Genomic DNA, 19,019 nt, shown 5'->3' with positions numbered 1-19,019 from the left:
ATTCGCCGCCTCGGGTGCTCCACGACACTCATCGATCGAGGGCGCGGAAGGATCACCGCGTTTGCGCGCCAGCGGTCGGGTTTCGGGTGCCCGGCACGCTCTATGCTGGACGCCGGTGGTGGTCCGGGAAGGAGGCGCGGGTGCGGAATGACCCGTCGACCGTGGGGATCGCGCCGGGCGATGGTCTGATCGCACGCTTCGGTGCGGTTGTCGTGTATCTCGCGGGCGAAACCCCTTCCACGGACCGGATACTCGGCGCGATCGAGGCCGTGGCGGATACTCGGCATCCCGGGGCGGCGATCGCGCAGCGGCTGGCCGCGGTGGTTTTCGGCGGCAATTCCGAACCGTCACCGTTCGGCGTTATCGCACCGACGGCCGACGGCACCGTCATCCTGCTGCGCGGACAGGTCAGCGCGGAGATCCAGGGCGCGGAAGGAACCCGGCGACTCTCCGGAGCCCGCGCGTTCACCTGGGTGGACGAAATCGTGCGAGAACCGGTGCGGCGGATCGCGGTTGGCGCGGATACCGCCTTCCCGATCCACGAACTGCCACGCACCGACCTGCGCGCCGGCATCGTCCCCGGCAACGGTTTCGTCCTCCGCATAGCTGCCCGCCGCATCGGAAAATCCACAGCCACCCGAGCCCGCACCACCGGTACCCCCACCCCCGCAGCCGAACCCCCACCCACCGCTGCGGCCGGATCGGAAGCCCGCAACGAGGCGACCGCACAATCCGGGCCCATCCCGACCGGCCAACGCGTCGGCACGCCCCGACCCGCCGGATCGGGCCCAGCCGAAGGCTCCACCCAAGGCGCAGGTTCACGCGAAGCTGAATCCGCCCGCCCGACGGGATCCGTTCGAGAACCTTCCGCACCGTCGACCGACTCCAGCGAGCCCACCGAGACGGGGAGCTCGGCCAGCTCGATGCACCCTCCCGGGCCTCCGCAGCGATCCGCCGCACACGACGGACCGACCGTGCAGGCAGGACCGACCGGATCGATACAGACCGGCCGACCCCAGCAGCGATCCGCCGACGCCCGAGCCACCGAAGAGGCCGGACCCACGGGAACGACGCACTACGGACGATCCTCGCAGCAATCCATCGCCGACTCCGCCGAACCGATCGAAAAGGCAGGATCAACCGACTCTGGCCCGTCCACATCGGGATCGCCGGCGCGGGCCGTGGGATTCGGCGAGTCGACCGACAAGGTCGGGCCCGCAGGATCGACGGCCGCTGCCCGGCGGGGCGCCACATCGTCGGAGGCGCGGGCGAGTGGTTCGGCACCGTCCGGTGGGTCCGAACAGGCAAGTGCACCGGAGGAAATCGGCACCCAGGCCATGTCCGCCCAGGAACGGGAGGATGCCGCTGGCACGCAGGCGGAGGTAGCAGTGCGGCCGGAACCGATCGCGCTGCACAAAATTCCGGCATTGCAGGGGGCGCGGCCGCGGCCACTGCGACCGATTGGCAGCGCGAGCAACACGGAGAACTCGAGGGCGGGGCAGGCGGTCGGCACGCTGGTTCTCGCGGATGGTACCGCCTATCCGCTCGACCGAGCGTACGTCGTCGGCCGCAGCCCGGCGATGGACGAGACGGTACGTGCGGCCACCGCCACCCCCCTCGCGGTCCCGCGCGACCGCCACGTCTCGCGGGTGCACGCCTACGTCTCGGTCGACCGCGGCAAGGTCTACGTCCGCGACGCCGCAACCCCCGCAGGCACTTTCATCGCCGCCCCCGGCGCCGACGAATGGACCCGCATCGGCACCACCCCCACCGAACTGCACCCCGGTTGGAGCCTGCGCATAGGCCAACGGATCCTCACCTACCGCACCGACGACCGCCCGAAGCACCCAACCCGAGCCACCAGCAAACGCCGACGCCCCTGACCAGCTCGCACCGACCGCCGAACATGTGGTGGAAAACCCGAGCGTCACCGACGAAACCCGGCATTGCGGAGAAGCAGACCGCGCTCCAGGGCACGAACACCGATCCGCTCCGGGAGGAACAGGAGCCGACAACTCCGGGATCGGGACAAAGGGGGGTCCGCGACAAAATTCCTGGGGAGAGGACAATGTCCAGCATGCACCGCAATGGGCCGACACAGGACATCGACGAGTCCGCATTGACCGTGACCCAGCCCAAGGAGCAGGCCGCGGGCGTGACGGCCGTGGCCGTCGCCCTCAAACGCGGGGTCGAGGAGATGGGGGTGCTGCGCACCGCACGCACGCTGGCCCGGGTCAACCAGGTGCACGGCTTCGACTGCCCCGGCTGCGCCTGGCCCGAGCCGACGGGCCACCGCCGCCCGGCCGAGTTCTGTGAGAACGGCGCCAAGGCCGTCGCCGAGGAGGCGACGCTGCGCACCGTCACCCCCGAATTCTTCGCTCAGCACTCGATCGAGGAACTGGCGAGCAAATCCGGGTACTGGCTCGGCCAGCAGGGCCGCCTCACTCATCCAATGGTGCTGCGCCCCGGCGCGACCCATTACGCGCCCATCGAGTGGGATGACGCCTACCGGCTCATTGTCGAGCACCTGCGGGCGCTGAACTCTCCCGACGAGGCCCTGTTCTACACCTCGGGCCGCACCGCCAACGAGACCGCATTCCTCTACCAATTGCTGGTCCGCAGCTTCGGCACGAACAATCTGCCGGACTGTTCGAATATGTGCCACGAATCCTCCGGCGCCGCACTGACCAGTTCCATCGGCATCGGCAAGGGTTCGGTCTCGATCGACGACTTCGGCAAGGCCGATCTGATCATTGTCGCGGGCCAGAATCCGGGCACCAATCATCCGCGCATGCTCAGCGCGCTGGCGGGCGCGAAGGCACAGGGCGCCAAGGTCATCGCGGTCAACCCGCTGCCGGAGACCGGACTACTCGGCTTCCGCGACCCGCAGACGGTCAAAGGTTTCACCAGCGGTGTCCCCATTGCCGACGACTTCCTGCAGATCCGGCTCAGCGGCGATATGGCGCTGTTCCAGGGCTTGGGCAAACTGCTGTTCGAGGCCGAGGACCGCGCGCCGGGGACGGTGGTCGACCGCGAGTTCGTCGATGCGCATTGTGCGGGCTTCGTCGAATACGAAAAGAATATGCGCGCGGTCGATCTCGCCACGGTGCGAGCGGCAACAGGACTCACCGACGACAATTTGCACCGCACCGCAACACTTTTGGCCGAATCCAAGAACGTCATCATCTGCTGGGCGATGGGCCTGACCCAGCAGAAGCACGGCGTCGCCACCATCGAGGAGGCGACCAATCTGCTGTTGTTACGCGGCATGATCGGCAAGCCCGGCGCGGGCGTCTGCCCGGTGCGCGGCCACTCCAATGTGCAGGGTGACCGCACCATGGGCATCTGGGAAAAGATGCCCATGACCTTCCTCGACGCACTCGACCGCGAATTCGGCATCACCAGCCCGCGCAAACACGGTTACGACACCGTCGCTGCCATCCGTGCCATGCGTGCGGGTGCGGCGCGGGTGTTCTTCGGCATGGGCGGCAATTTCGTCTCCGCCACCCCGGATACCGAGGTGACCGAGGCCGCGCTGCGCAGTTGCGCGCTGACCGTGCAAGTCTCCACCAAACTCAACCGCAGCCACGTCGTGCACGGCGCGACCGCACTCATCCTGCCCACCCTCGGCCGCACCGATCTCGACCTGCAGAACGGCACCAAACAGCAGGTGTCGGTGGAGGATTCGATGTCGATGGTGCACCTGTCCACTGGTCGGCTGAAGCCGGTCAGCGCACACCTGCGCAGCGAAGTCGCCATTGTCTGCGAACTCGCGCGGACGCTGTTCGGCGCCGATCACCCGGTGCCGTGGGCGCAGTACCAGCAGGACTACGACAAGATCCGCAATGCGATCGCCCGTGTCGTGCCCGGCTGTGCCGACTACAACAAGCGGGTGCGTGACCGCAACGGCTTCGTCCTGCCGCATCCGCCGCGCGACTCCCGCGAATTCCGCACCGCCACCGGCAAAGCCAACTTCGCGGTGAACGAATTGACCTGGGTACCGGTCCCCGAAGGCCGGTTGATCCTGCAGACCCTGCGCAGCCACGACCAGTACAACACCACCATCTACGGCCTGGACGATCGCTACCGCGGGGTGCACGGCGGCCGCAAGGTGATTCTGATGAATATCGACGACATCACCGAATTCGGTTTCGTGGACGGCGATCTGGTGGATCTGATCTCCGAATGGACCGACGGCACCGAACGCACAGTAACCGGCTTTCGCATCGTCGAATACTCGACCCCGCGCGGCAATGCAGCCGCCTACTATCCCGAGACCAATCCCCTGGTTCCGCTGGATCACGTTGCGGCACGGTCGAATACACCTGTGTCCAAGGCGGTGACCATCCGAGTGGAGCCGCACGTCCATGTGGGGCAGCAATCGTGAGTAGAGTGACCGCACGCCGCAAGACGCACCGCATCTCCCCCAACGGCGTGATCGAGCGTCCGGATTCCGTTGCGGTAGAAGAACCATTGGAGCTACGCATCGACGGCCGATCGCTCACCGTCACCATGCGCACGCCGGGCAGTGATATCGAGCTGGTGCATGGATTTCTCCTGGGCGAGGGCATCATTCAAGCCGCCGAGGATGTGGTGAGCGCCCGTTACTGTGCGGGTACCGACGAGAACGGCCAGAACACCTACAACGTCCTCGATGTCCGCCTGCGCACCCCGACCCCGGTGCACGGTCGCAACTTTCTCACCACCGGCGCATGCGGTCTCTGCGGTAAGACCGCACTCGACGAGGTCCGCACCCGCACCAGATTCCCGCTGCCGACCACCTCGATCACCGTCGACACCGAAACCCTCGCCGTCATGCCGGACCGATTACGCACCCGCCAAACGGTTTTCGATGCCACCGGCGGTCTGCATGCGGCGGGACTGTTCACCTCCGACGGCACCGCACTCGCCGTACGCGAGGATATCGGCCGACACAACGCCGTCGACAAGGTGCTCGGCTGGGCCGTTCTCGAAAACCGGATCCCCGCAAACGATCTCGTGCTCATCGTCAGTGGCCGGGCCTCCTTCGAACTCGTCCAGAAGGCCGTGATGGCGGGCATCCCGATGCTCGGCGCCGTCTCGGCGCCCAGCTCATTGGCCATCGATCTGGCCGCCGAAGCCGGCCTCACCCTGGCCGGCTTCCTGCGCGGCGACACCATGAACATCTATTCCCGCCCCGACCGGCTGACCATTACCGACGAGGTTGCCGCCTATTGATCGTGACCTGAGGTCCGACTTACGGTTGCAGCACCAGATCCCTGGTTCGGCGACGAACGGAGAGACCGATGCGGATCACGGTAGATGGCAAATCCGGCGGGCTACGCGTGCGGATGCGGTTCGAACAGCAGCGCAATCGCTGGCTGGCGGTGCGAATCGTACTGGGGGTATTGGCATTTCAGGGCGCGGTCGTCGGATTGTGGGCGGTCTTCGCGCCGCACTCCTGGTACAGCAGTTTTCCGGGTTTCGGCATGCAGTGGATCTCCGCAGACGGCCCGTACAACCACCATCTGGCCTCCGATGTCGGCTCGTTCTTCCTGGCGCTGACCGCAGTGACACTGGCCGCGCTATTGCTCGGCGGCAGCGCACTTGCCCAGGTCGCGGGCCTCGGCTGGCTGGTCTTCGGCCTTCCGCACCTGATCTATCACGCCTTCCACAAACCCACCGACATGGGCGGTGCCAGCTTCACCCTCAGCGTCATCGGTGCGACGCTGATCGTCGCCCTCGGCCTGGCCCTGATCCTGGTCACCCCGCGTGGACCGCAGTTGCGCGATCCCGACCCCATCACCTTCCGCCTTCCCCGCCGCCGTACGACCAGGTAGACGCCCGCCCGAAACAGCAACGCCCCACAGCATGCTGTGGGGCGTTTTCCGTGCGAAGTGGGCGCGCTCAGGACACGTGCCAACCGCCGACCTCGGTCAAATGGTCGAGGGCCTGGACCACGGCCGGCGCACACAGGTGTCCATCGTTCGGCCCGAGCCACGCCATTTCGGCGATCTCCGCCGCCGGAGCCGGCGTGCCGTGACCAGGTGCGTGGAAGCAGTGCATCTCGACCAACATTCCGGGACGCCCGTGGGCGGGGGCCGTGATGGTCACCACGGGCGTGATCCGGTGCGCCTCCAATTCGACGCCGACTTCCTCGCGAACCTCCCGAACGAGCGCTCCCGGCAGGGTTTCTCCGGGTTCGGGCTTGCCGCCGGGCAGATAGAAGGCGTCGCGTCCCTCGGTCCGGACCGCGAGCAAGCGGCCGTTCTCGACGCACAGCCACGCCACCGACGTGAGCGTTCGTTCCCCGATCATCGTCCGGCTGACCCTTTCGAGCGACCTGCAAGCAATCGCTACTGACCCTTTCGAGCGACCTGCAAGCAATCGCTACGGACGACGTGTCAGTCCTTCAGCGCTTCGAGCAACGCCGCCCGCTGGCGCGCGCCGAGTCCACCGATGCGGCGGTCCTCGGGAATTTCCGCCTGATCCATCAGCTTGGCGGCCTTGACCGGTCCGACACCGGGCAGCGCCTTGATCACGGCAGCGACCTTGGTCTTCTTGACCAGGTCGTCGCTGTCCGCCTTCTTCAACAGGTCGGCGACCGATACCTGGCCGGCCTTCACCTTGCCGATCAGTTCGGAGCGCGCCTTGCGGACCGCAGCCGCCTTGGCCAACGCCTCAGTGCGCTGTTCCGCGGTCATGGTAGGCAGTGCCATGTCTCCTCCGCTTTCACTCGTCACTCGAACATCGAACATCTGGTTGACCGGACCGAGTAAACAGCACGACGACCACCACACTAGCTCGACACACCGGGTTCGACCAGCGGGAAATAGCGACAAGTTTTCTGAACGCCACCCAATCCACCGGACTACAGACCCCAAGCAGACCAGCGAAAAGGACAAAAGGAATCCATCATGAACCTGCCACGCAGTAAAAGAGGCTGTAGCGGCGATAACAGATGGCCGGGGGATGACGACACCCTAAGAAGACGCACAAGTGCGGGACGGCAGGTTCAACGGCGAACCAGGAGTCAATGGCGATTCCGAGTCCGGGCGCGATCGGCAACCTCAGCGATGCGGAATCCGACCGTCACCGTATCCCACACCACCAGCGCGCCAACAAGATAACCGACGGGCATCGATAGGAACAGTCTCCCCCGCCTCCCCGGAACTTTTGCCGGTCGTCGTGTGCACTTCGAAGAATGTCGTCGCGGGTCGGCGGTCGTGCGTCCGAGTAGTTCTGGGCGTATCCGACGAGTTACCCATGTACTTGCGAAATCACCCGTTCGGTGCGCAATACAGTTCGACGAGTACTGACGCGGGGGCCATCTGCGCCAGCACGTCTGCCCTGCCCGACGAGATTCCATGCCACCCGATCAACGGACACTGCTACGCTCCGAACTAGAACACGTTTCAATTCGGGAGAGGTTTCCATGGCAGCCAAGATCCGCGATGTAATCGAGCAGTACGTCAAATTGGTCGGTTCCGGCCCGACCGAGGCGATCGTCGACCTCTACGCACCCGATGCGGTGGTGCAGGATCCGATGGGCACCGATCCCAAGCGCGGCCATGACGCCATTCGCGAGTTCTACGAGGTGCTCGGGAACCTCGATCGGGAAACGAAGCTACACGCGGATTCGATTCGTATCGCGGGCAACCACGCCGCCTTCATGTTCACCCTCGTGACGAAGTTCGGCGATCAGCGCTTGATCCTCTCACCCATCGATGCGATGGACTTCGACGACGAGGGCAAGATCGTCGCCATGCGCGCCTATTGGGGCCAGGACGATATGCGCAACGAAGCGCCCTGACTGCACACAGACCGCAGGCGCGGTAGCCGAATTCGACTGCCGCACACGCGTTTTCGACTATCCGGCGCTCGTGCGAGCCGCCGCGAGCGGTGTGGCCCGCGCGACTGCGGCGAGGCTCGGGATGATGTCGAAGACCACGGCATACACCCAAAGCGGCGGCCCGATACACATCGGGCTAGTCCGAGCGAGATCGCCGCAGCATCGCGTAACAGCAGTGCCAACCTCCGATCTGCCGTGTGAAGACGTTCACCTCCCGTGTGAAGACGTTCACCAACTCCCACCCGAAATGCTCATCCAGCCACTCGACACAGGTCGTCAGTAGCGCCAAAATCCCCTGGTGATCGGGGTGCGCCAGTTCTGCGGGCGTTGTGAATCCCCCGGAGGTCGCGGCATAAACCACTAGATACTTGCGCTGGTACGTGCGCATATCGATGGTGCCGTTGAGAATCGCAGCGGCATCCAGCAGCGTGCCTGGGCCAGCCGGAAGCAACGGAGGTTGCGGTTGCATTCGCCTGACCCGGTTCGCCTGACGATTACGCCGACTTCTCCCGGCGCTCGGCGCGCTGCGCCTTGCGCGGCACGATGGTCGGCAGCACATTGTCGTTGACGGTGTCGGCGTTCACGACCACCTTGGCGACGTCGTCGCGGCTGGGGATGTCGAACATCGCCAGTTGCAGGACCTCCTCCATGATGGCGCGCAGACCACGGGCACCGGTGCCGCGCAGGATCGCCTGATCAGCGATCGCCTCCAGCGCGTCATCGGTGAATTCGAGGTCGACGCCGTCCATCTCGAACAGCCGAACATACTGCTTCACCAGTGCGTTCTTCGGCTCGGAGAGGATCTTGACCAACGAATCCTTGTCCAGGTTCGTCACCGAGGCGACAACCGGGAGACGGCCGATGAATTCCGGGATCAGACCGAATTTGATCAGATCCTCGGGCATCACCTCGGCGAAGTGGTCATCGGTATCGATATCGGCCTTGGAACGCACCTCGGCGCCGAAACCGATGCCGCGGTGACCGGTGCGATCGGAGATGATCTTCTCCAGCCCCGCGAACGCACCCGCGACGATGAAAAGCACGTTGGTGGTGTCGATCTGGATGAATTCCTGGTGCGGATGCTTACGCCCACCCTGCGGCGGCACACTCGCCTGGGTACCCTCCAGGATCTTCAGCAGCGCCTGCTGCACACCCTCACCGGAGACATCGCGGGTGATCGACGGGTTCTCGCTCTTGCGGGCGATCTTGTCGACCTCATCGATGTAGATGATTCCGGTCTCGGCACGCTTGACGTCATAGTCCGCGGCCTGGATCAGCTTCAGCAGGATGTTCTCGACATCCTCACCGACGTATCCAGCCTCGGTCAGCGCCGTCGCATCGGCGATGGCGAACGGGACATTGAGCATTTTGGCCAGCGTCTGCGCCAGGTAGGTCTTGCCGCAGCCGGTGGGGCCGAGCATGAGGATATTGGACTTGGCCAATTCGACGGTCTCACCGCGGCTGTCGCGCCCTTTGTCGCCCGCCTGGATGCGCTTGTAGTGGTTGTAGACGGCGACCGCGAGGGTGCGCTTGGCAGTGTCCTGCCCGATCACATAGTTCTCCAGGAAGTCCCGGATCTCGGCAGGTTTCGGCAGCTCATCGAGTTTGACCTCGCTGGACTCGGCCAGCTCTTCCTCGATGATCTCGTTGCATAGATCGATGCACTCGTCGCAGATGTACACCCCTGGTCCCGCAATGAGCTTCTTGACCTGCTTCTGACTCTTTCCGCAGAACGAGCATTTCAGCAGATCGCCGCCGTCTCCGATGCGCGCCATCTCGTGGGTCCCTACTTCCTTGTCCGCGTGCAACCGTCTATCCAGGTTGCCAGCAATCCGCCACCCTCGGGTGTAATCACCAACACCTCGAGCGATTCCGACGGTTCGAGCACTGCCGTCAACCGGGAGCTGAGGTCCCTAGCTTGACCGTACCCGGTGTGCACGACGGAGGTCGACAACTCGAGCATGTTTCTCGCAAGGGGTTGTCCGAGTTCTTACCACTTCAAACACGTTAACCCCGATCGGCGGCCATCCGACACGCCTGGCCGCCCGCCTCGGAAATCCTTCCGCCCGGCACCCTTCCGGCCGATCGGATTCCCTGAAGCAGTCCGGCCGGGCCACATGCCGAGCGGCATATGCCCCGGCCGGATTTTCCTGACATAGAGCAACTTACGAGCGATCAGCGCCGCGTCCGGCGCGGCCGTCCTACTTCTGGGCGCTGAGCTTGCGGTAATCGAAGACCGTATCGATGATCCCGTACTCCTTGGCCTCCTCGGCCGTCAGGATCTTGTCGCGGTCGGTGTCCTTGCGGACGGTGTCCGCATCCTTACCGGTGTGGCGCGCCAGCGTGGTCTCCATCAGGCGACGCATGCGCTCGATCTCCGCGGCCTGGATCTCCAGGTCCGAAACCTGCCCCTGGATGCCACCCTCCAGCGACGGCTGGTGGATCAGCACGCGGGCGTTGGGCAGGCAGGCGCGCTTGCCGGGGGTACCGGCGGCGAGCAGCACGGCGGCGGCGGAAGCGGCCTGCCCAAGGCAGACGGTGGCCACATCGGCACGCACGTACTGCATGGTGTCGTAGATCGCCATCAGCGAGGTGAACGAACCACCGGGCGAGTTGATGTACATGGTGATGTCGCGATCGGGGTCGAGCGACTCCAGCACCAGCAGCTGCGCCATGATGTCGTTCGCCGAGGCGTCGTCGACCTGCACGCCAAGGAAGATGATGCGCTCCTCGAACAGCTTGTTGTACGGGTTGGACTCCTTGACACCGAAGCTCGAGTGCTCGATGAACGAGGGCAGGATGTAGCGCGACTGCGGGCTCGCCGGGGCGGTGCCGCCGAGGCCGGGGCGCGGGTCGAACAGATTAGCCATCTTCGTCTCCAAAGTCTGGGTGGGTGAGCGATCGGCGGCGCGGACTTACTTCGCGCCGTTCGCCTGGGCCGCGTGGCTGATCACGTGGTCGATGAAGCCGTATTCCTGGGCCGCCGTCGCCGTGAACCAGCGGTCGCGGTCGGCGTCGGCGGTCACCTGCTCGACGGACCTACCGGTGTGCAGCGCCTGCAGCTCATTCAGTTCCCGCTTTGTGTGTGCGAACTGTTCGGCCATGATCGCGATATCGGCGGCCGAACCACCGATGCCCGCCGACGGCTGGTGCATCATGATGCGCGCATGCGGCAGGGCGTACCGCTTGCCCTTGGTGCCGGCGGTGAGCAGGAACTGGCCCATGGATGCGGCCAAGCCCATGCCGTAGGTGGCGATATCGCACTCGGCGAACTGCATCGTGTCGTAGATGGCCATGCCCGCGGTGACCGAACCACCCGGAGAGTTGATGTAGAGCGCGATGTCCTTGGTCGAATCCTCCGCCGACAGCAGCAGGATCTGCGCGCAGATCTTGTTGGCGATGTCGTCGTCGACCTGAGTGCCGAGGAAGATGATGCGCGCACGCAGCAGGCGCTCGTATACCGAATCACTGAGGTTGAGGCCAGCAGTGGGGGATGTCATGACGACCCCTGCCTTGTTCATTGTCACGGATACCTGCCTTCTCTTCTCACCGGCTCTGATTGCTACACAGCCATCACTGGTTCGCTATCACAAACATTAACGAAGCCGGGCGGCACCGAACTCCCGGTACCGCCCGTCTTCGCTCACAGCGCAATCTGGCTGACGCTCGATTGCGCTGTGCGCGAGCGCGCACTGTGTTTTCGGTTCACTCGCTACGCTCGCTCACGGCGCAATCACCCAACCACACGGCATCCGATCACGCTGTTCTTCCATGGAATTATTCGGCGCTCGCCGCGGCGGTCTCTTCGGCGCCCTCCGGCTCGGAACCCTCAGGGGCACCGAACATTTCGGCGGTGTCCACGGCGTTGCCGTCGGAGTCGGTGACCTTCACCTTGCCGACCACACCGGCCAGCGCCTTACCGCGACGCACATCCGCGAAGACCGCGCCGAGCTGGCCCGCCTGCTGCACCTGCTGGATGAACTGCTCGGGCGAGAGGCCGTAGCGCTGCGCCTGGAACAGGATCCGCTCGGTCAGCTCCTCCTGGCCGACCTGGGTGTTGTCCGCCTCGGCGATGGCGTCCAGCAGCAGCTGGGTCTTCACCGACTTCTCGGCGGACTCCTTGGTGTCCTTGTCGAATTCCTCGCGACTGGAGCCCTCGGCCTCGAGCGCCTCGGCCAGCTTGGCCTCGTCGTGGTCGAATCCGTGCACGGCATCGTGCAGCACGGCATCGATCTCTGCCTGCACGACCGCCTCGGGCAGCGGCACCTCGACCTGCTCCAGCAGGGTCTCGAGCACCTTGTCGCGGATCTGACCGGCCTGCTCGACCTTCTTGACCCGCTCGACCCGGTTGCGCAGGTCTTCCTTCAGCTCGTCGAGGGTGTCGAATTCGCTGGCCAGCTGGGCGAAGTCGTCATCGGCCGCGGGCAGTTCGCGCTCCTTGACCGAGCGGACCGTGACGGTGATGACCGCCTCCTTGCCCGCGTGCTCGCCGGCGACCAGGGTCGAGGTGAACTCCTTGGACTCGTCGACCGCCAGGCCGATGAGCGCCTCGTCCAGACCCTCGATCAGCTGGCCGGAGCCGACCTCGTGGGACAGACCGGTGGTGGCCGCCTCGGGCACGTCCTCGCCGTCGACGGTGGCCGACAGGTCGATGGAGACGAAGTCGCCGTTCTGGACCGGACGCTCGGCACCGGTCAGGGTGCCGAAGCGCTGGCGCAGCGACTGCAGCTGCTCCTCGATGTCCTCGTCACCGATGGTGAACGAGTCGACGGTCACCTCGATGGCATCGTAGGCGGGCAGGGTGATCTCCGGACGCACGTCGACCTCGGCCGTGAACGCCAGTTCCTGGCCGTCCTCGATCTTGGTGATCTCGATCTCGGGCTGGCCGATGACCTTGACCTCGGAGGTGGTGACGGCCTCGCTGTAGCGGCCGGGCAACGCATCGTTGACGACCTGCTCGAGGATCGCGCCGCGACCCAGGCGGGCCTCGATGAGCTTGGCCGGGGCCTTACCCGGACGGAAGCCGGGGATGCGGACCTGGTTGGCCAGCGCCTTGTAGGCCTTGTCGAAGTCCGGCTTCAGCTCTTCGAAAGGCACCTCGACGTTGATCCGGACCCGGGTCGGGCTCAGCTGCTCGACGGTGCTCTTCACGGACATGCTCCTTGTTCGTTGGTTCTGGTCGACTTGCTGGGGTAGTCACGAGCGAAAACGCCGCACGGCTCAACGTGCGTATCTCGACCAGGTTAGTTGACTCGTCGCGGCGGGCTGCAGGCAGCACCACCGCCGACGACCCGGCTCCGCGTTTACTTGCCGACGGCGACCGCGTCGGTGACGAAGACCAGCGTTTCGTTGGGCTTGATGCCATTGCCGCCCTCGCCGTAACCGAGGTTCGGCGGTATGATCAGCAGCCGCCGCGCACCTGCCTGCACACCGACCAATCCCTGCTCCCAACCCGGAATGACCTGTCCGGCACCGAGCGTGAGCTGGAAGGGCTTGCCCCGGTCGAACGAACTGTCCAGCTTCTTCTTATCCGACCAGGTGATCAGCGTGTAGTTCATGGTGAGCGGCTGACCCGCGACCGCGCCTGGCCCGCTGCCGGGGACCAGATCCTTGACGACCAGCTGGGTCGGCGGGGTGCAAGTATCCGGGATGGTGATCTTCGGCGTCGCACCGAAGCCGCCGACCACCACGATGTCGTCGGCGGTGCATTCGGCGCCGGTGTTCTGCGCGGGCAGCTGGCCGAAAGTGGGCTGCGCCGATGCCGCGGCGGCGGCCGATGACGTGGCCGCGGACGTGGTGGCGGCCGAGCCCTTGTGGTCGTCCGAGCCACAGGCGGCCAGCGCGAATGTCGCCGCGGCAATGGTGCCGATTCCGATGATCCTGCGCAGTGTTTGCATATGGCGGACCATAATGCACCGCGACTCGCCTCGGCCGAGCCCCCGTCGGCAATGCGGCGACACACGGCACCGGATCACATGACATCCGGCACCAGACGGAGCCGCCACCGGTGCGGGATCGTGAGAACCGATTTCGGCGTGGCACGGCCTGGGTAGGCTGACGGTGAATTCTCCATCCGGCGTTATCGATCGACGCCGGCAACCGTGCAGGACCCGGTGACAGGCGGTCCCCTCGAGGTGCTGCTTCCGATGCCCGAGTGTGAGGAGAGTCGACGCATGACGCAGATGGCCGGCGCCGAGGGCGATACCTCGGCCGACAATGTCGAAAGCAGTGGTGGTGCGACCGTCGCGCCACGGCCGTATCGGCTCGCGCAGGTGCCGGGTCCGCTCGATCCCGCGGAACTGGAACGGCTCGACGCGTGGTGGCGGGCCGCGAACTATCTGGCGGTCGGCCAGATCTATCTGATGAACAATCCGCTGCTGCGCGAACCGCTGCGGGCCGAACACATCAAGCCACGGCTGCTCGGGCATTTCGGCACCGTGCCCGGCCTGAATCTGGTTTGGGTGCACGCCAATCGGGCGATCCGCCAGCGCGATCTGAACGCGGTCTTCGTGGCCGGGCCCGGACACGGCGGGCCGGGACCGAATGCCTGCGCGTGGCTGGAGGGGACATACTCCGAGCTGTACAGCCATGTGCCACAGGACGAGACCGGGATGGGCGCGCTGTTCGCACAGTTCTCCTTCCCGGGCGGCGTGCCGAGTCACTGTGCGCCGGAGACGCCGGGTTCCTTCCACGAGGGCGGTGAGCTCGGCTATTCGCTGCTGCATGCGTTCGGCGCGGCGCTGGACAATCCGGATCTGACGGTGTTCTGCGTGGTCGGCGACGGTGAGGCGGAGACCGGGCCACTGGCCACCAGCTGGCACGCCAATAAGTTCCTCAACCCGGTGCGCGACGGTGCGGTGCTGCCGATTCTCGCGTTGAATCAGTACAAGATCGCCAACCCGACCATCCTGGCGCGCATTCCGGAATCCGAATTGCTCACGCTCCTGAGCGGATACGGCTACGAGCCGATTGTCGTCGCGGGTAGCGAACCTGCGGCCGTGCACCAGGAGATGGCCATTGCCGTGGACACCGCCCTGGATCGCATCGCGGAGATCCAGCGGCGCGCACGCGCTGGGACCGATGGGGCGCGCCCGAGCTGGCCGATGATCGTGCTGCGCACACCGAAGGGGTGGACCTGCCCGCCGGTGGTCGACGGCGATCCGGTCGAGGGCACCTTCCGAGCGCATCAGGTGCCGTTGGCGGCCGCGCGTACCGATGACGTGCACCGGGCGGTGCTCGAACAGTGGTTGCGGTCCTATCGGCCGGAACAGCTCTTCGATGAATCGGGCCGGCCGGTGTCGACGCTGCTCGACCTGGTGCCCGCTGGTGATCGGCGGCTGAGCGCGAATCCAATCGCCAACGGGGGCATGCTCGTTCGGGATCTGCGGCTGCCCGATTGGCGTTCCTACGGCATCGAGGTCCGCGCGCCGGGTGCGACCCAGCACGAGGCGACCCGGGTGCTCGGCGCCTGGCTGCGCGATGTCACCGCGCGCAATCCGGACAACTTCCTGACCTTCGCACCCGACGAATTGGTCAGCAATCGGCTGCAGGACATTCTGCAGGTCACCGGACGTGATTGGCAGGCCGAGATCGGTGAATTCGATGTGGATCTCGACCGCAGCGGACGAGTGATCGAGGTGCTGTCCGAGCATATGTGCCAGGGCCTGCTCGAGGGCTATCTGCTGACCGGCAGGCACGGCGTATTCACCTGCTACGAGGCATTCATCCACATTGTCGATGCGATGTTCAACCAGCACGCCAAATGGCTGGACGCGAGTGCGGCGGTACCGTGGCGGCGCCCCATCGCGAGCCTGAATTACCTCCTGTCATCACATGTGTGGCGACAGGACCACAATGGCTTCACCCATCAGGATCCCGGATTCCTCGATGTGGTGCTGAACAAGAAACCATCGATCGTGCGGGTGTATCTGCCGCCGGACGCGAATACGCTGCTGTCGACCTACGATCACTGCCTGCGTTCCCGGCATTACGTCAATGTGGTGGTCGCCGGGAAACAGCCGCAGGCGGACTGGCTTTCGGTTTCCGATGCCGCGGTGCACTGCGCACGCGGTGCCGGGATCTGGGAGTGGGCCGGGCAGAACGACGATCCGGGCACCACACCGGATGTCGTGCTCGCCTGCGCCGGGGATGTGCCGACATTGGAAACACTCGCGGCGGCGGCGATTCTGCGCGCGCGACTGCCCCAATTGCGGCTGCGGGTGGTCAATGTCGTCGACCTCATGCGACTGCAGCCATCCGACCAACATCCCCATGGCCTGTCCGACCGCGAATTCGACACGCTGTTCACCCGGGACCGTCCGGTGATCTTCGCTTTCCACGGCTACCCGTGGCTGATCCACCGGCTCACCTACCGGCGCACCAATCACAGTGAGCTGCACGTGCGTGGATACATGGAAAAGGGCACCACGACAACACCTTTCGACATGGTGATGCTCAACGATATGGACCGGTACCACTTGGTCATGGATGTGATCGACCGGGTTGCGACCTTGCGGGAGAAGGCGGCGGGGCTGCGGCAGGAGATGGTCGATGCCCGCTGGCATGCCCGCGCGTGGACTCGCGAATACGGCGAAGACATTCCGGCGGTAGCGAACTGGACCTGGCCGAACCTCAGTCTCTGATAAGTGCCGCGAAACTTCCTTGCGTGCGGTGCGCGGCTCGGCAAGATGCTGTTGACGATCAGCTGCACACCGCCGGAAGGCGCGGCCTGGCCCGCGACCGATCTGGGCTTCTTGCTGCACAAGAACCCGGACCGGGTGCAGGCGTTCGAGCAGTCCTACGGCACCGCGCATGCAGCGTATTCGTAGGCCACCGCGGTGTGCTGTACGGCGGCGCTGCTACCGGAAGTGGATCCGATGATCTGCTCGAACAGCGCGAAGTGCTGGGGCATTCAAATTTTTGCCATCGAGGCGAAACACACCGTTGCCGTTCCAGCGGTTGCCAAGGGACCCAGCGTCCGCGCCAACAATCTAGGACTGTCGACTCTGATGTAGCCCTGCGCGTCTCGCCTACCAGAGCGGATCGCCGCGCAAGCCGATGGTCCTCGATATCGCCGAAGTTTCTCGGCACCGGAACCCGCCCGGCGAAGCGCTGGCTATCCGCTGGTGCGACTACCAGCAACTACTCCGACCCTTACCATCGCCGGGACCCGATCCGTGCCGACGGCCCGACCCTACGCCTTCCAGCTGCCGAGACGAGGTGGGACACCGTGGCAGCCGAGAAGCACGGCGCCGAGACTGTGAAACCAACTGGGACACAGGTACACCCACACCGCCGAGCGCCACTATATCGACGCACCGAAGCAGGCAACCGACTGCACCGAAGTGCTGAACCTGCGCAAGCCGACGCACGAAACCGTGTCGCGCAGTCGAATCCCGGCCGGTCGGCGAGGCTCGAAAATGGCCTCCGACCCGCCAATACTGTCGGGGTGACAGGATTTGAACCTGCGACCCTCCGCTCCCAAAGCGGATGCGCTACCAAGCTGCGCTACACCCCGTGGCCTCGCGGCGGAAGATGGCGCCGACGAGGATGAATCCTCCGTGGAGCGGGTGACGGGAATCGAACCCGCACCATCAGCTTGGAAGGCTGAGGTTCTACCATTGAACTACACCCGCAGGCATACGACATCTGATGGGATCGCCATGATGTCGTGTGCGAACCGACTGTACCGAATCGGGTGTCGGGAACGCCAATCAGCCCCGTCGAATCGCTCAACAGGGCCGTTCCCATGGAGACGCGACCACACCTCCGGGCGCCAGTGGTAGCCAATTGCTATCAACGACTGCGTCGGGTCGCCGCTCGAGCCGGAAACCGCCCCTTTCGGCGTGCTGCCGGCGTGTCGGTCCGCGACTTCCCGGCCAACAAAATTGATGTGTAACGCCGGCGGTGCGACAGCGATGTCATACCCGATCGCCATTCGCGAGGTACCGATAACTCGTTATAAAACAGCGTTTTTCAGTGCCGAGTGGCTTGCTAGGATCCTTTTTGCCGGACGGGGGGTATCTGGAAAGGGGGCGGTGAGCGTGCACCGAGCGAGGTGGACCCAACCGCGTAGCAGTGGGAACGATCGGGATGGCGCCGGCACCTGCATGGGAACAGGGCACCCAGGTACCGACATCACCCGTGGCGGGTGAGTGCGATGGCTGCGGAGATCGAGCCACCGGTGGCGCGGATGGCAGGCGCGTGGGCCTGTGCGGTCTGCGCGGAACCGGGATCGCACGCGTCACCACAACAGTTGCAGCCGGTACTGGTCGAGATCGTCGACCGGCTGCTGTTGCTGGCCAGGTCCGAGCCCTTTCCGGTGCCCGAGGCGCGGATGTTGGGGGCGCGACTGGTCGAGGCGCCGTTCGAACGGACCAGAATGCTGGCCCAGGCCACCCGCTGGCTGCTGAGCTTCCCGGCGGGAACGCCCGGGTCGCTGGTCGCCACGCGCTGGCCGCTGGTCGCCAGTCAGGCCATCGATAGCTATGCCCAGGCACTGCAGGAGCGGGCGCTAGCTCAGCAGAAGCAGCACATTTCGGCCGAGGCGTCGTTGCGGGTGCAGGAGATCGCCGCGCTGGAGCATCGGCTGCGGCACGAGGCCACCCATGACGCGCTCACCGATCTGGCCAACCGGACGTTGCTACAGGACAAGGTGCGGCTGATGACGGCCGACCCGAACCGCGGCGTCGGCCTGCTGCTGATCGACCTGGACCGGTTCAAGCAGATCAACGACAACTACGGACACGCCGTCGGCGACGAGGTGCTCGTCGAACTGGCCCGCAGGCTGCGCGGGATCTGCCCGCCGGATACGATCATCTGCCGCTACGGCGGTGACGAGTTCGTGCTCGCCACCAACCCGCTGCACAACACCCTCGGCGAAATCGCGCAGCGCATCGTGGCCGCGCTGCGGGATCCGGTGTGGTCGACGGCCGGTCCGGTGCCGGTTTCGGCCAGCGTCGGCACCGCCTACTGTGCACCGGGCGACTCCTGCGATTTCACCGATCTGCTGCGCCGCGCCGATCGCGCGATGTATTCGGCGAAGACCGCGGGCGGGCGCCGCTTCGCCCTCGCCGACTCCGATAAACCCGAAATCAAGGCCGTCGCAGGCTGATCCGGCATCGGCCCTCCGGTCACCGCACACCGCATCGGTGTGGGCGACCAGCGGGTCGGTCCGGCCAGCCGGCCG

At 65.4% G+C, this 19,019-nt stretch carries 16 protein-coding genes and 2 tRNA genes; 8 read left to right on the top strand and 10 right to left on the bottom strand.

The window, feature by feature from the left end; all coding sequences use genetic code 11:
• The first annotated feature begins 140 nt into the window (after window positions 1-140).
• From AB0J29_RS10560 to AB0J29_RS10545, 4 genes are all read left to right on the top strand, one after another.
• Window positions 141-1,883, top strand: a complete 1,743-nt coding sequence (locus AB0J29_RS10560; RefSeq protein WP_364782578.1) for an FHA domain-containing protein — start codon at window positions 141-143, stop codon at window positions 1,881-1,883.
• A 194-nt stretch (window positions 1,884-2,077) separates the two neighbouring features.
• Window positions 2,078-4,387 (top strand): FdhF/YdeP family oxidoreductase, encoded by a 2,310-nt coding sequence (locus AB0J29_RS10555; protein ID WP_364782837.1) that lies wholly within the window; start codon window positions 2,078-2,080, stop codon window positions 4,385-4,387.
• Entirely contained in the window at window positions 4,384-5,217 is an 834-nt protein-coding gene (gene fdhD, locus AB0J29_RS10550) for a formate dehydrogenase accessory sulfurtransferase FdhD (protein WP_364782575.1), read from the top strand. Before AB0J29_RS10555 ends, fdhD begins: the two co-directional genes overlap by 4 nt.
• Before the next feature lie 68 nt (window positions 5,218-5,285).
• Entirely contained in the window at window positions 5,286-5,819 is a 534-nt protein-coding gene (locus AB0J29_RS10545; protein WP_364782572.1) for a hypothetical protein, read from the top strand.
• Window positions 5,820-5,886: 67 nt separating this feature from the next.
• On the opposite strand, the gene AB0J29_RS10540 is transcribed toward AB0J29_RS10545, so the two are convergent.
• Together AB0J29_RS10540 and mihF are read right to left on the bottom strand one after the other, a co-directional pair.
• On the bottom strand, window positions 5,887-6,297 hold the full coding sequence (locus AB0J29_RS10540) for an NUDIX domain-containing protein (protein ID WP_364782569.1): 411 nt from the start codon (window positions 6,295-6,297) through the stop codon (window positions 5,887-5,889).
• 86 nt (window positions 6,298-6,383) lie between these two features.
• Window positions 6,384-6,698, bottom strand: a complete 315-nt coding sequence (gene mihF / locus AB0J29_RS10535) for an integration host factor, actinobacterial type (protein WP_364501275.1) — start codon at window positions 6,696-6,698, stop codon at window positions 6,384-6,386.
• A 716-nt stretch (window positions 6,699-7,414) separates the two neighbouring features.
• Here mihF and AB0J29_RS10530 point away from each other — a divergent pair.
• On the top strand, window positions 7,415-7,792 hold the full coding sequence (locus AB0J29_RS10530) for a nuclear transport factor 2 family protein (protein ID WP_364782566.1): 378 nt from the start codon (window positions 7,415-7,417) through the stop codon (window positions 7,790-7,792).
• A 175-nt stretch (window positions 7,793-7,967) separates the two neighbouring features.
• Here the strand turns inward: AB0J29_RS10530 and AB0J29_RS10525 are convergent, their stop codons facing one another.
• From AB0J29_RS10525 to AB0J29_RS10500, 6 genes are all read right to left on the bottom strand, one after another.
• Window positions 7,968-8,300 carry a hypothetical protein gene (locus AB0J29_RS10525; RefSeq protein ID WP_364782563.1) on the bottom strand — a complete coding sequence of 111 codons (333 nt, stop codon included), beginning with the start codon at window positions 8,298-8,300 and terminating at the stop codon, window positions 7,968-7,970.
• Window positions 8,301-8,325: 25 nt separating this feature from the next.
• Window positions 8,326-9,606, bottom strand: coding sequence for an ATP-dependent Clp protease ATP-binding subunit ClpX (gene clpX, locus AB0J29_RS10520; RefSeq protein WP_364338981.1), 1,281 nt, complete (start codon window positions 9,604-9,606; stop codon window positions 8,326-8,328).
• A gap of 426 nt (window positions 9,607-10,032) precedes the next feature.
• A complete protein-coding gene (locus AB0J29_RS10515; RefSeq protein ID WP_364782560.1) occupies window positions 10,033-10,701 on the bottom strand; it encodes an ATP-dependent Clp protease proteolytic subunit in 669 nt (222 codons plus the stop codon).
• A gap of 45 nt (window positions 10,702-10,746) precedes the next feature.
• The gene (locus AB0J29_RS10510; RefSeq protein WP_364782557.1) at window positions 10,747-11,331 is read right to left on the bottom strand and encodes an ATP-dependent Clp protease proteolytic subunit; all 585 of its coding nucleotides are present in this window, start codon (window positions 11,329-11,331) and stop codon (window positions 10,747-10,749) included.
• A gap of 277 nt (window positions 11,332-11,608) precedes the next feature.
• Window positions 11,609-12,982, bottom strand: a complete 1,374-nt coding sequence (gene tig, locus AB0J29_RS10505) for a trigger factor (RefSeq protein WP_364782554.1) — start codon at window positions 12,980-12,982, stop codon at window positions 11,609-11,611.
• A gap of 152 nt (window positions 12,983-13,134) precedes the next feature.
• Window positions 13,135-13,728, bottom strand: a complete 594-nt coding sequence (locus tag AB0J29_RS10500) for an FKBP-type peptidyl-prolyl cis-trans isomerase (RefSeq protein WP_364782551.1) — start codon at window positions 13,726-13,728, stop codon at window positions 13,135-13,137.
• A gap of 276 nt (window positions 13,729-14,004) precedes the next feature.
• Here AB0J29_RS10500 and AB0J29_RS10495 point away from each other — a divergent pair, with 276 nt between their 5' ends.
• Both AB0J29_RS10495 and AB0J29_RS10490 read left to right on the top strand, forming a co-directional pair.
• On the top strand, window positions 14,005-16,473 hold the full coding sequence (locus AB0J29_RS10495; protein ID WP_364782548.1) for a phosphoketolase family protein: 2,469 nt from the start codon (window positions 14,005-14,007) through the stop codon (window positions 16,471-16,473).
• 3 nt (window positions 16,474-16,476) lie between these two features.
• Window positions 16,477-16,659, top strand: a complete 183-nt coding sequence (locus AB0J29_RS10490) for a hypothetical protein (RefSeq protein WP_364782545.1) — start codon at window positions 16,477-16,479, stop codon at window positions 16,657-16,659.
• Window positions 16,660-17,274: 615 nt separating this feature from the next.
• On the opposite strand, the gene AB0J29_RS10485 is transcribed toward AB0J29_RS10490, so the two are convergent.
• Window positions 17,275-17,348: transfer RNA gene (locus AB0J29_RS10485), tRNA-Pro, on the bottom strand.
• Window positions 17,349-17,392: 44 nt separating this feature from the next.
• Window positions 17,393-17,466, bottom strand: a tRNA-Gly gene (locus tag AB0J29_RS10480).
• A gap of 524 nt (window positions 17,467-17,990) precedes the next feature.
• Between AB0J29_RS10480 and AB0J29_RS10475 the strand changes: the two genes are divergently transcribed.
• Entirely contained in the window at window positions 17,991-18,944 is a 954-nt protein-coding gene (locus tag AB0J29_RS10475; protein ID WP_364782542.1) for a GGDEF domain-containing protein, read from the top strand.
• The last annotated feature ends 75 nt before the right edge of the window (window positions 18,945-19,019 follow it).

The sequence above is a fragment of the Nocardia sp. NPDC049707 genome, assembly GCF_040674855.1.
Taxonomy (GTDB): Bacteria; Actinomycetota; Actinomycetes; order Mycobacteriales; family Mycobacteriaceae; genus Nocardia.
Note: the sequence above shows the minus strand (reverse complement) of the source record. Positions and strands in the feature narration are given on the sequence as shown.